Here is a 12,538-nt window from a genome sequence, read left to right on the forward strand (position 1 = left end):
TTTCCGAAAATTTGCCCCCAAGTTGACTCAAGCAGGTCTCCTTTTCCAAAAATTCGCCCCCAAATTGACTCAACCGGACCACTTTTTCCGAAAATTTGTCCCCAAGTTGACTCAACCGGACCACTTTTTCCGAAAATTTGCCCCCAAGTTGACTCAACCGGGGGCGATTGACATACTTTGGGGGCGATTTTCGCCAATATCCAGCGCGGTTGACATACTTCGGGGGCATATTTCGCAAAAATCCAGCGCGGTTGACATACTTGGGGGGCAAATTCCGCCAAAAACCAGCGCGGTTGACATACTTTGGGGGCAATTTTCGCCAATATCCACCCCGGTTGACATATTTTGGGGGCTTTTTCCGCCAAAATCTAGCGCGGTTGACATACTTCGGGGGCATATTTCGCAAAAATTCAGATCGGTTGATATACTTTGGGGGCTTTTTCCGCCAAAATCCAGACCGGTTGACATACTTCGGGGGCGAACTCCTGCAAAAATCTACCCCGATCGACATACTTTGGGGGCGATTCCCAGCCAAACCAGGCTGGCTGACTGGCCACAGTCCACAAACCAAACCGCCAGCCCCATCAGCCAAACAAAAAAGGCGAAGCCACAAGTGGCTTCGCCTTACCTAACTCTTAATCAGTGTATTGGTCCAAGATTTCGTTCAACTTTTCCTTTGGAGTGTAGCCAGTCAAGCGGTCAACAACTTGGCCGTCCTTCTTGATCAGCAAAGTAGGAATTGCCATCACGCCGAAGTTTCTTGGCGTGTTTGGGTTTTCGTCAACGTCCATCTTGGTGAAGTGAACGTCTTGACGTTCTTCTGACAAGGCTTCGATTACAGGTGACTGCATACGGCAAGGGCCACACCAAGTTGCCCAGAAGTCAACTAAAGCCACGCCATCCTTGGTTTCTTCTTCAAAGTTTGCATCGGTAATTGCATCTACCATTTGTATCCCTCAAATCTATCTTTTTTAAAAAATTTCTACTTACTAATAACAAGCATCCCTCGATCACTTGTTGATATAAGTGTACCAAACTCACTTACTTTTTACAAGTGCTATGCTCACGCCTATTTCAAAGTGACGATCGTTGCCCCCGTACCGCCTTCATTAGCCGGTGCGTAGGCAAAAGACTTCACATGCTTGTTGCGTTTGAGGTACTGCTGGACGCCCTGGCGGATGGCGCCCGTCCCGATCCCGTGGACGATGGTCACCGTTGAAAGACCTGACAGCAAAATCGTGTCAAAGTAGCGGTCCAGGTTGATCATGGCCTCTTCGTAGCGCTGGCCGCGCAAGTCCAGTTGGCTGCGGGCGCGGCTTGAGCGTGAAGCACTCGTTGCCCGCACCTTGCCCCGGCCGTCGCCACTAGCCGCCAGCTTGTCGATGTCGCGGTCGCTCACCTTCAGCTTGATCCGGCCAAGCGCCACTTCGTATTCATGGTCGCCCAGCTTCTTGGTAACCGTCCCGGTTTGCCCGTAAGACAAGACCTTAACCTTGTCGCCCACCGCCACATGGTGACGCTTCTTTTCTTTTTGCAGGACCTTATTTTTAGCCAGATTGGCCTCCTGCTTAGCCAGCTGGTTAAATTCGCCCTTAGCGTCCATCAGCTGGTTTTCCTTGATGTTGGCCCCGTTCTTGCGGGCTTCTTCCAGGTCAGCAATAATCTTGTCTGCCTTCTTGCGCTTTTTGGCCACAATCTCGTTTGCACGCTCTTGAGCAAAGTCCAGCTGCTTTTGGGCGCGCTGGTTGTAGATGTCCAAGGCATCCCGCAGCTGCTTTTCCAGGTTCTTGGCCCGGTCCAGGCTGGACTGCAGCTTTTGCCGATTTTCCGTTGCCAGCTTGGTCTGCTTATTCAGCTCATCGATCATGTGGTTGATGTCAGAATCATCGTCGCTCATCAGCTTTTCAGCATCTAAAACGACGTCTTCCCGCATCCCCAGCCGTCTGGCAATGGCAAAAGCGTTACTGTGCCCCGGAATCCCCATCTGCAGACGGTAAGTTGGCGACAAGGTCTTCATGTCGAATTCCATGGACGCGTTGGTCGTCCGCTCGCGGCTGTAGCCATACAGCTTTAGCTCTGGGTAGTGGGTCGTCACCATGATCTTGGCTTGCTTTTTGCGGAAAAAGTCCAAGATACTAATCGCTAGACTGGCCCCTTCTTCTGGGTCAGTCCCAGCCCCGATTTCGTCGATCAAGACCAGGCTCTTGCTTGTCACCTTTTTCATAATGGCCACAATATCGGTGATATGGGATGAAAAAGTACTGAGCGACTGCTCGATAGACTGTTCATCGCCGATGTCGGCAAAAATCTGGTCAAAAATAGCTACCTGACTGCCTTCAGCCGCTGGAATAAAGAGGCCAGACTGGGCCATCAGCGACAAGAGGCCCAGCGTCTTCAGGGTGATGGTCTTACCACCGGTGTTAGGCCCCGTGATCAAGACCGTGTCAAAGTCCTGGCCCAGGCAAATATCGTTAGCCACGACTTTTTTCGGATCGATTAGGGGGTGGCGGGCCGCTAAAAGCTTAACCGACTGGTCAGTAGTAATCGCCGGTTGACTCGCCCGCATCTTTTTAGCCAATTTAGCCTTTGCTGACAAAAAGTCCAGCTGACTGAGGGCGCCGGCTACAAGCTGGATCGCCTCCCACTCTTCGCCCGCTGCCAGCGACAATTCATGCAAGATGCGGTGAATCTCCTGGCGCTCTTCAGCCAGCAGATTCTGCAGCCGGTTGTTTAAGACCAAGATCGCTTCTGGTTCAACAAAAAGGGTCTGCCCAGAGGCACTTTGGTCGTGGACTACCCCGCCGAACTTGTAGCGGTATTCCTGCTTAACGGGGATGACGTAGCGGTCATCCCGGATGGTCACGACAGCTTCAGACAGGTACTGGCTCATCTTGCCCCGGGTATAGGCGTTCATCTTTTCCTTGATTTCCGTTTCATTGGCCAGGCGGTCATGGCGCAGGCTCGCTAGCGCTGCTGATGCCGTGTCCAGGACTTCCCCGTCATAGGTCAGGGACGTCTTCAGTCGCCGGTACAAGTCATCTGGCAGGACCAAGTCCTCTAGCAAAAAGTCGATTGCGGAGAAGTCCAGATTGGCGTTTTCTTCGCCTGCCTCTTCGATAAAGTCGCTGCTTTCTTTAGCCAGGGCAAAAATAAGCAGGATATTGCCCAGTTCCTTGGCGTTTAAGTCAGCGTGTACCTTCAGCCGCTTTAAGGCCGGCGCTGCGTCATGAAAGTCGGTTAAGGGCAATTGCCCCTTAACCCGGATCAAGTCGGCCAGGGCCTTGGTTTCTGTCAAAGCCGCCTGAACCTTGATAGGATCGGTTTCCGGCACTAAATTCAAGGCCTGATTTTTAGCCGGACCGGTAATGGCTTCTTCAGCCAGTCGCTGGGTGATTTGGCCATATTCGAGAATTTCTAAAATTTTCTGGTTCATCATTTTTCTAGAATATTTTTCTTAAGTAAAAAGTCAAAGCAAACAAAAACAAGAATAAATCAAAAAGAAAAAAGTGGGTTTTGCAACCCACTCTTTTTATTCAGCTGATTCATCGCCGCTCAAACGGTCATCTTCTAAGAAGGTGTTGAGCACGCCTTGAACCATGTCCCATTCTGCATCAGAAGTAATTTCGTGCAAGTCGCTGCTCGTTACGTCGCCATCTTCGTCAGCGTCGTAGCTAAAGGCTTGAACTTCGATTTCTTCGTCTTCATCTACAGCTGCTGGGTAAAGCAGGATGTAGGACTTGTCGTTGTCATCAGAATGGAAAGTGAATAGCACTTCAAACAATTCTTCATTGCCATCTTCATCAACCAGGGTCAATTGTCTGTCCTGGTCCTTAGCGTTAACTTCAAATGCCATGATGTTAATCCTTTCGGTGTAAATCTAAATAGTTCTGCAAAATGAGCACAGCGGCCATCTGATCAACGACCTTCTTGCGCTGTCTGCGGTCATGCATCCCTGCTTGTTCAATTAGTATGCGCTCTGACTCAACAGTCGTCAAGCGTTCATCGTCAAAGTAGACGGGCAGATCAAACTTTTGCTTCAGCCGGTCAGCCATGGCCTGGCTTCTTTCAACTGAGGCGCCGTCACTCCCATCCATTTTCTTGGGCAGGCCTAAGACAAAGCCATCTGGCTCGTACTCTCTAACCAGCTTCTTCAAAGACCGCATCCCAAAATTGTGCCGGTCTTCATCGATTTCAATGGTGGCTACCGGCTGAGCGGTAATGCCCAAGGGGTCGCTGACGGCAACCCCGATGGTCTTTGAGCCAACATCCAGTCCAAGCAAACGCATTATTTGTTCTTGCCCAAGTAGCTCTTAACCAGCTCTTCGATGATTTCATCGCGCTCATGCTTCAAGATCAGGTTCCGAGCATCGTTATGACGCGGGATATAAGCTGGGTCGCCTGAAAGCAGGTAACCCACAATTTGGTTAATTGGACTGTAGCCCTTTTCTTCCAGGGCTTCGTAAACATCCTCTAAGGTTTCGCGAATATTCTTACCCTTATTTTGGTTGAAATCAAAGTGCATCGTCTTATCAAGCGAACTCATGATTATTCCCCCTCTTTTTTATGCTAATTAATATTTTACTTAAAACAGGCTCATAACTCAATTATTTCGCCCGAAAAAAGCCTTAGTCAAGTTGACTGACTGCAGCGTCGATGGCGTCTTGGAGGCCTTCTGGCTTCTTACCGCCGGCTTGTGCCATGTCAGGACGGCCACCGCCGCCGCCGCCGAAGATCGCAGCCACGCTCTTGATGAGGTCGCCGGCCTTCAGGCCTTGGTCAAGCGCCTTTTGGCCCAAACGAATCAGCATGTTGGCCTTGCCTTCTGCCTTAGCACCCAGGATCAAGACGTCTGACTTGCCTTCGCTCTTCCATTGGTCAGCGATTTCGCGCAGGTCGTTCATGCCCTTGACGTCAGCGATCGTAGCAATCACCGTCAAGTCGCCGACCGTCTTCACGTTGTCAAAAATCTTCCCGGCCTTAGCCGCGTTGATTTGGGCTTCATAAGCAGCGTTTTGCTTTTCAGCAGCGCGCAGGTCGTTTTGCAGGCTTTCGACCTTGCTCTTGATGCCGTCAGGCTTGGTTGCCTTCACGGCTGCTTGGATGTCGTCCAAGATGTCTGAGCGGCCTGCCAGGTATTCGTAAGCCAACTTAGAGGTTACGGCTTCAATTCTTCTTACGCCCGCACCGATAGCTTGTTCAGAAATAATCTTGAAGATGCCGATTTGGCTGGTATTGTCGCAGTGGGTACCACCGCAGAATTCAATGGAGAAGTCGTCCATTTGGACTACTCTAACTTTGTCGGTGTACTTGCCGTCAAACAAGGCCAGGGCGCCCATCTTCTTACCGGTTTCTGGGTCGGTTTCAGTGGTCTTAACTTGGATAGCTTCCCAGATCTTTTCGTTAACGATCTTTTCCACGTTCTTCAGTTCTCTTGGCGTGGTTGGGTCAAGGGAAGTAAAGTCGAATCTCAGGTAGTCTGGTTCAACGACTGAGCCAGCTTGGTGGGTGTGTTCACCCAAAACTTGACGCAAAGCAGCGTGCAAAAGGTGGGTTGCTGAGTGAGAGTGACGCAAACCTTCCCGGCGAGCGCGGTCAATCTTCAAGGTGTAAGTTTGACCCTTTTCCAGTGGCAATACAACTTCCACAAAGTGCAGGTTTTGGTCGTTTGGTGCGTGTTGCACGTCGTAAACCCGGGCTACAAGGTTGCCCTCTTGGTCAAAAATGTCACCCTTGTCGGCTACTTGACCACCGCGTTCTGCGTAAAATGGGGTATGATCAAAGATCAAGGTTGCCTTTTCGCCTTCAGCCTTGTCAACCAGCTTGTCGTCAACGATGATGTCGATCAGCTTGCCTTGTTCTTCATAAACGCCGTAGTCAAAAGTAGAGTCGTCCTTGATTTCCATCAAAGTTTCGTCTTGAGAACCCATGGATTCCAATTTGCCCCGGGCCTTGCGGGCACGTTCTTTTTGAGCTTCCATTTCGCTGTCAAAGCCGGCCTTGTCAACCTTCAAGCCGTTGTCTTCAGCAGCTTCAACGGTCAATTCGTATGGGAAGCCGTAAGTGTCAAACATCTTGAAGGCATCTTGACCAGAGATGGTCTTGTCTTCGCTGGCCTTAGCTTTGTCGATCAAGTCGTCAAGCAGGGTCAAGCCGGCTTCCAGGGTTGCGCCGAAGCGTTCTTCTTCGTTCTTAATAACCTTGCTGATGAAGTCAGCTTGATCAGCAACTTCTGGGTAGTGGCTCTTCATGATGTCGCCAACAACTGGCACCAGCTTGTATAAGAAAGCGTCCTTGATGCCCAGCTTTCTGCCGTTCAAGGCAGCCCGGCGAAGAAGTCTTCTTAACACGTAGCCGCGGCCGTTGTTGCCTGGCAAGGCGCCGTCACCGATGGCAAAGGAAATGGCCCGGATGTGGTCAGCGATGATCTTGAAGGAAGTGTCGTCGTCCTTGTTTACGCCGTACTTCTTGCCATCGCTTAAGTCTTCGGTTGCGTGAATGATTGGCAAGAAGAGGTCAGTTTCGAAGTTGGTTGGCGCGTCTTGCAAGATGGACAAAACTCTTTCCAGCCCCATCCCAGTATCGATGTTCTTGTGTGGCTGTTCAACATAGCTGCCATCTGGCAGGTGGTTGAATTCAGAGAAGACGATGTTCCAGATTTCCAGGTAACGAGCGTTTTCACCACCTGGGAAGTTTTCTGGGTCATCTTCAGGAACGTCGTTGTTTTCTTGGCCGCGGTCGTAGAAGATTTCTGAGTCAGGACCACATGGGCCTTCACCGATGTCCCAGAAGTTGTCTTCCAGCTGCACAATGTGGTCTTCTGGCAGGCCAACGACTTCATGCCAGATGCGGTGAGCTTCCGTGTCCTTTGGGTAAACAGTTACGTAAAGCTTGTCCTTGTCCAGGTCCAGCCACTTAGGACTGGTCAAAAATTCCCAAGCCCAAGGAATGGCTTCTTCTTTAAAGTAGTCCCCAACTGAGAAGTTGCCCAGCATTTCAAACAAGGTTTGGTGGCGGGCCGTCTTACCAACGTTTTCAATATCGTTAGTTCTGATGGACTTCTGGGAGCTGGTAATTCTCCGGTTCTTTGGTACAACTGAACCATCAAAGTACTTCTTCATGGTAGCAACGCCGGAGTTGATCCAAAGCAAAGTTGGGTCATCCTTTGGAATCAAGCTGGCTGATTGCATCACCATGTGGCCATGTTCTGCAAAAAAGTCGAGGAACATTTGCCGAAATTCTGAACTGTTTAACTTTTTCATCGAATTCTCCTAAAAAAACAAAAAACAAGCATTGGCTAGTTCAAGGACGCTTTCGACGCGGTACCACCTTGATTGCAACAATGCTTGTTACCTCTTTATTATTCGAAATTTACCATTAAGGAGCATTTCCTAATCGGCGATAAGCCTTCTCACCAGCCGGCTCTCTCTTTGAATCTAGTGATTAGAAAACATGTCTTAAACTAGACTAATTTTACTACTAAATACCAAAATGTCAACGATTTTGTTCGCGCTTACGCTTGCGCAGACGCTTTTGGTGCCGCATTTCGTGGCGGGCTTCAATCTTCCGCTTCTTGCGGTTGTCTTCTTGAATAGCCTGCCTAATCTTCTTCTTGTAGCCAGGCTTTCTCTTAGCCTTGACCTTCTTGACCACGCCCTTCATGTGGGGGTCAAGCTGGCGGGCCTTGGCCGTGCGGTTATCCCGGCGGCGGTAGTGGGTTCTTGGCACCAAGGCGCCGTCTTTGATTTCAACGAAGTCAAAGTGAACGCCCATGTGCTCTAAGGCCCCAACCCGGTTCATCTCTTCTTCTCTGACCAAGGTTACGGCATGGCCTGGCAGGCCATTGCGGCCGGTCCGGCCGATCCGGTGGATGATGAATTCCAGGTCCTTCGGGATTTCGTAGTTGATGACTAAGCTGACCCCGTCGATGTCGATCCCGCGGGCAGCCAAGTCGCTGGCCACCACGTACTGGAACTGGCCATTTCTGACTTCTCTAAGGGTCCGCTTGCGCTCTCTTTCGGTAATGCCGCCGTGGATCTTGGCTACGCGGAGGCCCTGACTAGCCAAATAGTCAGCTAATTCGTCAACTTTTTGCTTGGTATTGGCAAAAATCAAGGCGAGGTAGGGCTGGCCCATGGTCAAGAGCTGGTAGACGATCTTCTTTCTGTCCTTGCTCCCAATGTCCAAGAGGTCGTTCTTGATGGTTGGAGCAATAACTGCCGGGTTGTCGATCACGATTTCTTCCGGCTTTTCCATATATTTCCGCAAGAAGTTGGACAACTTCACGGGAATCGTCGCCGAAAAGGCAGACATGACCACGTCCTTGGGCATCCGGGAGGCAATCTTGTCCACATCAGCCAAAAAGCCAAGGTCCAAAGTCATATCGGCTTCGTCGATCACGAAGTCCTTGACCCGGTCGAGAGTTAGAATCTTTTTGTCGGCAAAGTCCAGCAAACGCCCTGGAGTGGCAATCACTAATTGCGGCTTGTTTTGCTCAAACTTGGCAATTTGCCGGTCACGGTCTTGGCCGCCGGCTAAAAGCGCGATAGAAATATTGAGCCCAGATGCATCTCGGAGCTGTCTAGCTACCTTATAGAGCTGGTCAGCCAGTTCCCGGCTAGGTGCCGTCACGATGGCTTGAACGTACTTGTCGTCAACGTCAATGTCGTTTAAGACTGGCACCAAGTAAGCATGGGTCTTCCCGCTCCCAGTGGCAGCCTGCACGACAACGCTTTGCCGCTTCAGCATCACGGGGATGACTTTTTCTTGGACGGGGGTTGGCTTTTTAAAGCCAATCTTGTCTAGCGCGAAGCGAATTTCTTCTCTTAAGCGGCTATCGGTAAAAATGTTATTCATGGTCTTCCTTATATTCTTTAGTTACTTGCACTAATTCGGCAAAGATTTGGTCAATTTCCGCCTGGTCCTTGGCACTAGCGCCAGAGGCCAGCTCATGGCCGCCCCCATCGTGGGCTTCAGCCAGCTTGTGGATGTGCGGCCCCTTTGACCGGTAGTGAACCCGGTAAGTGCCGTCTTCTTTTTCGACAATGACCAGCCAGGCAATAATGCCCTTGATCCGGCCGGGGCTAGATACAGCAACGTGGGCGGCTGGCTGGGTCAAGCCTAGGCTCTTCAGCTCGTCTTGGCTGATCACAGTGATGGCGACTGAGCCAGATTCATCCAGCTGCATCTTCTCAATCGCGAGGCTTTGCAGCTTGGCTTGGGCAAAAGTTACTTCGCTTTCTTTTCTGGCAATTTTGGCGATGTCGATGCCAGTCTTCAATAAATTAGACACTACCTCAAAAGTATGGGCGCTAGTCGCGTCGTACATGAAGCGGCCGGTATCGCCGATAATACCGGCGTAAAGAGCCAGGGCGATTTCCTGGTTCATCGGCAGGTCTTCAGCTTGGATGAAGTCAGCGATGATTTCGCTAGCAGCGGCAGCTTTGGGGTCCACGTAAGACATTGGGGCGTATGGATCGATGTCTGGGTGGTGGTCAATCTTGATCAAGAAATCGCCCAGCTTGTAGCGCTGGTCAGAAATCCGCGGGGTGTTGGCCGTGTCGGTCGTGATCACCAGGGCACCCTGGTAGTCTTCGTCTTTCACCTCATCCATCTGGTTGATCCAAGAAAGATCGCCCACATCATTTTCCCCGGTGCAAAGGATCTTCTTGTCTGGGAAAGCCAGTCTTAAGGACTTGGCTAGGCCGGCTTGAGAGCCAATGGCGTCAGGGTCGGGGTTGGTGTGCCGGTGGAGAATAATGGTTGGGTATTGCTTGATCTTATCAAAAATTTCATCAAAAGTATTCATGCGCTGTTCCTTTCTGCCGCTAGTTCGACCTTCTATTTTAACAAAAAATGCCCTTTTTAGCTATCTTCAAAGAGATTGATTTCTTGGTAGCGGCCAGCTTCTAGCTCGCCCGCCGACACCCCTAACAGGCGGATCCCCTCTTCGACGAATTCCGGTTCCTTGTCTAAAAGCTCTTTAGCTACCTGGTAAAAGAGGTCCGGATCCTGGCTGGGCTTGGCCAGTTTTTGCCTTCTGGTAATGGTCTTGAAGTTGCGGTCTCGCAGTTTTAAGACGATGACGCCAGCGACCAGTCCCTTAGCCGCCAGCTCTTGAGCCACCTTTTGGCAAAACTTAAGCAGGTAGTTTTCCGCCTGGTCAAAAGAATAGACTTCTGGCTCAAAGGTCCGCTCTATGCCAAGCGACTTCCGCGCCCTACTTGAGACCACCGGGCTTAAGTCGATGCCATATGCGTGCAGGGCCATGTAGTAGCCCGCCTTTTTAAAAGTAGACAGAAGCTGGTCTAAGCCAAAGTCTTTCAAGTCCTTGCCGGTATTGACGCCAAGTTCTCTCAGCTTAGCTTGGGTCTTTTTGCCAATGCCGGGGAACTCTTTAATATCCTGCCGGTTTAAAAAGGCTGGTGCGTCTTCGGGGCTAATGTAGGTCCGGCCAAAGGGCTTGGCGTATTCTGACCCCATCTTGGCCAAAAATTTGTTGTAGCTGACCCCAAAAGACGAGGTCAAATGAAGTTCTTTAAAGATGCATTCCTGCATGTAGCTGGCTAATTCCAGAGGACTTTTGTCCGGCAGCTTGCTCTTCGTCACGTCTAGGTAAGCTTCGTCTAGTGCCACGCTTTGCACCTGGTCGGTTACCCGGTGCATGATTTGGTGGACCTGGTCAGACACCCGGTGATACTTGGCAAAATTGGGCGGAATAAAGACCAATTCGCCAGGCGGTATCCGTCTTACGGCTTCAATAGCCGCCATGGCTGACCCCACGCCGTACTTGCGCGCTCGGTAGTTCGCCGTCGCTACTACCCCGTGGCCGCCATGCTCAAGCGGGTTTTGAGCAATCACGACGGCTTTTTCAGCTAAAGCGGGGTTGTCCCGCATTTCGACCGACGCATAAAAAGAATCCATGTCCAGGTGGATAATCCGCCGAGAGTAGTCATTTTGCGGCAAAAAGTCCTGGTCAGCCATTACTTGTAAATCCAGGAATCGCCTGGATCTTGGAAGACTTGCTTGCTTTCAGCAGGCCCTAAAAGGTATGGCGGATACTTAACTGGCTTAACGCCGGCTTCATTTTGCTTTTGCCAGGCAGCTTCAACGGCGTCAACGAACTTCCAGTATTGTCTCAGTTCATTCCAGCGGGTAAAGTTGGTGGAGTCGTTGACAAAAACGTCGCGGATCAAGCGCTCGTAGCCATCTGGCACCTTGGCTTGCTCTTCGTCGCTAAAGCGGTAGTAGATCTTTTCCTTGCGCAGGTCCCCGCCTTGGATGGTCTTGCCGTTTAAGTGGAAGTAGATCTGGTCAGTTGGGTCGACTTCGATCGTCAGGGTGTTGTCGGCAACTTGTCCGTACAGGCTGCGCTGCCCCTTGAAGACGACGTCAATCCGGGTCTTCTTTTCCCGCATTTCCTTCCCCGTCCGGAAGTAGATAGGGACGCCGGCTAAAGGCCCATGCTTAAATTCAACATGGCCAGCCACGAAGGTTTCGGTATTGGAATCTGGGTCAACATTTGGCTCTTTGACGTATTCAAAAGTCGTTTCCGTTCCGGCATATTGGCCGCGGACAAAGTCGCGGGCAACGGCGGCTTCATCTGGGATAACCAGTGAGTCCAGCAGAGCTTCCTTAGCCACGTGGATTTCTTGGTCAGTTAAACGGGATGGTTCTGGCATGGCCAGCAAAGTAATAATTTGGAAGATGTGGTTTTGCACCATGTCCCGCATGGCGCCAGATTGGTCATAGTAGCCGCCCCGCGCTTCTACGCCCAGGCGCTCAGCTAAGGTCACCTGGATATTTTTGATATTGTCCTTATTCCACAAGACCTTGATCATGGGGTTGGCAAAGCGCAGCGGCAGGATGTTTTGCACCATTTCCTTGCCCAGGTAGTGGTCGATCCGGAAGACTTGCTCTTCGTTAAAAGAGGAGCGGATCTGCTTGTTCAAAACCTGCGCACTGGCTAAGTCCGTGCCAAAAGGCTTTTCCACAATCAAGCGGTTAAAGCCGGTCCCGGTCAGGTGCTGGTCGGCAATGTGCTCCGCGATGGTGCCAAAGAAGCTTGGAGCCATGGCCAAATAGAAGATGCGGTTGCCCTGGCAAGCGTACTTTTCATCTAAGTCGCTGGCCAGCTTTTTCAAAGTCTTGTAGTGGTCAACGCTGGTCACGTCGTGGGACTGGTAGTAAAAATGGCTGGCAAAGGCCGCCAGGTCGTCTTCATTGACTTCGCCAAAGAATTCGTGAACAGCGGTTGACACGACTTCCCGGAGATAGTCGTGAGACCAAGGCCGTCTGGCCGTACCAATCACGGCAAAGTTGTCTTGGATCAGCCCCTGCCGGTAGAGGTTGAACAAGGCTGGGTAAATCTTGCGGTGGGCCAGGTCACCGCTGCCGCCAAAAATGATCATAACTGCTGGAATATTATTCATGATTTGCACCTCAAAAAACTTACAACTACTTCTATTTTAGCAAGTTATAAGCTGAGACAAAATAAAAAGCACCCAAATTATGATATGACCCCCGAAATTAGGACACTAAT

11 protein-coding genes are annotated in these 12,538 nt (G+C 50.8%); all 11 read right to left on the minus strand.

Annotated features, from left to right (window positions below; genetic code table 11):
* Positions 1-153: 153 nt before the first annotated feature.
* Positions 154-468: a hypothetical protein gene (locus tag FC20_RS10390; RefSeq protein ID WP_156402965.1), complete on the minus strand. Its 315-nt coding sequence runs from the start codon at positions 466-468 to the stop codon at positions 154-156.
* 167 nt (positions 469-635) lie between these two features.
* Positions 636-947 (minus strand): thioredoxin, encoded by a 312-nt coding sequence (gene trxA, locus FC20_RS07710; RefSeq protein WP_008463183.1) that lies wholly within the window; start codon positions 945-947, stop codon positions 636-638.
* A 122-nt stretch (positions 948-1,069) separates the two neighbouring features.
* A complete protein-coding gene (locus FC20_RS07715; RefSeq protein ID WP_201779616.1) occupies positions 1,070-3,433 on the minus strand; it encodes an endonuclease MutS2 in 2,364 nt (787 codons plus the stop codon).
* Positions 3,434-3,529: 96 nt separating this feature from the next.
* On the minus strand, positions 3,530-3,853 hold the full coding sequence (locus FC20_RS07720) for a DUF1292 domain-containing protein (RefSeq protein WP_008463180.1): 324 nt from the start codon (positions 3,851-3,853) through the stop codon (positions 3,530-3,532).
* A 4-nt stretch (positions 3,854-3,857) separates the two neighbouring features.
* The gene (gene ruvX / locus FC20_RS07725) at positions 3,858-4,286 is read right to left on the minus strand and encodes a Holliday junction resolvase RuvX (protein WP_008463178.1); all 429 of its coding nucleotides are present in this window, start codon (positions 4,284-4,286) and stop codon (positions 3,858-3,860) included.
* Positions 4,286-4,543 (minus strand): IreB family regulatory phosphoprotein, encoded by a 258-nt coding sequence (locus FC20_RS07730; RefSeq protein WP_008463175.1) that lies wholly within the window; start codon positions 4,541-4,543, stop codon positions 4,286-4,288. The genes ruvX and FC20_RS07730 overlap by 1 nt, the downstream gene beginning before the upstream one ends.
* Positions 4,544-4,625: 82 nt before the next feature.
* Positions 4,626-7,259 (minus strand): alanine--tRNA ligase, encoded by a 2,634-nt coding sequence (alaS, locus tag FC20_RS07735; RefSeq protein WP_008463173.1) that lies wholly within the window; start codon positions 7,257-7,259, stop codon positions 4,626-4,628.
* Between the two features lie 232 nt (positions 7,260-7,491).
* Positions 7,492-8,853, minus strand: coding sequence for a DEAD/DEAH box helicase (locus FC20_RS07740; RefSeq protein ID WP_054668066.1), 1,362 nt, complete (start codon positions 8,851-8,853; stop codon positions 7,492-7,494).
* Entirely contained in the window at positions 8,846-9,805 is a 960-nt protein-coding gene (locus FC20_RS07745) for a DHH family phosphoesterase (protein WP_008463165.1), read from the minus strand. The genes FC20_RS07740 and FC20_RS07745 overlap by 8 nt, the downstream gene beginning before the upstream one ends.
* A gap of 56 nt (positions 9,806-9,861) precedes the next feature.
* A complete protein-coding gene (gene dinB / locus FC20_RS07750; RefSeq protein WP_056945366.1) occupies positions 9,862-10,980 on the minus strand; it encodes a DNA polymerase IV in 1,119 nt (372 codons plus the stop codon).
* The gene (gene zwf, locus FC20_RS07755) at positions 10,980-12,428 is read right to left on the minus strand and encodes a glucose-6-phosphate dehydrogenase (protein WP_008463160.1); all 1,449 of its coding nucleotides are present in this window, start codon (positions 12,426-12,428) and stop codon (positions 10,980-10,982) included. The genes dinB and zwf overlap by 1 nt, the downstream gene beginning before the upstream one ends.
* Positions 12,429-12,538: the final 110 nt, after the last annotated feature.

The organism is Lactobacillus equicursoris DSM 19284 = JCM 14600 = CIP 110162 (assembly GCF_001434815.1).
In the GTDB taxonomy this organism is placed as follows: Bacteria; Bacillota; Bacilli; order Lactobacillales; family Lactobacillaceae; genus Lactobacillus; species Lactobacillus equicursoris.

What these genes read in the sequence shown, in the direction of transcription:
- FC20_RS10390 (WP_156402965.1), bottom strand. Translation starts at nt 468, where the DNA reads ATGTCAACCGGTCTGGATTTTGGCGGAAAAAGCCCCCAAAGTATATCA.
- trxA (WP_008463183.1), bottom strand. Translation starts at nt 947, where the DNA reads ATGGTAGATGCAATTACCGATGCAAACTTTGAAGAAGAAACCAAGGAT.
- FC20_RS07715 (WP_201779616.1), bottom strand. Translation starts at nt 3,433, where the DNA reads ATGAACCAGAAAATTTTAGAAATTCTCGAATATGGCCAAATCACCCAG.
- FC20_RS07720 (WP_008463180.1), bottom strand. Translation starts at nt 3,853, where the DNA reads ATGGCATTTGAAGTTAACGCTAAGGACCAGGACAGACAATTGACCCTG.
- ruvX (WP_008463178.1), bottom strand. Translation starts at nt 4,286, where the DNA reads ATGCGTTTGCTTGGACTGGATGTTGGCTCAAAGACCATCGGGGTTGCC.
- FC20_RS07730 (WP_008463175.1), bottom strand. Translation starts at nt 4,543, where the DNA reads ATGAGTTCGCTTGATAAGACGATGCACTTTGATTTCAACCAAAATAAG.
- alaS (WP_008463173.1), bottom strand. Translation starts at nt 7,259, where the DNA reads ATGAAAAAGTTAAACAGTTCAGAATTTCGGCAAATGTTCCTCGACTTT.
- FC20_RS07740 (WP_054668066.1), bottom strand. Translation starts at nt 8,853, where the DNA reads ATGAATAACATTTTTACCGATAGCCGCTTAAGAGAAGAAATTCGCTTC.
- FC20_RS07745 (WP_008463165.1), bottom strand. Translation starts at nt 9,805, where the DNA reads ATGAATACTTTTGATGAAATTTTTGATAAGATCAAGCAATACCCAACC.
- dinB (WP_056945366.1), bottom strand. Translation starts at nt 10,980, where the DNA reads ATGGCTGACCAGGACTTTTTGCCGCAAAATGACTACTCTCGGCGGATT.
- zwf (WP_008463160.1), bottom strand. Translation starts at nt 12,428, where the DNA reads ATGAATAATATTCCAGCAGTTATGATCATTTTTGGCGGCAGCGGTGAC.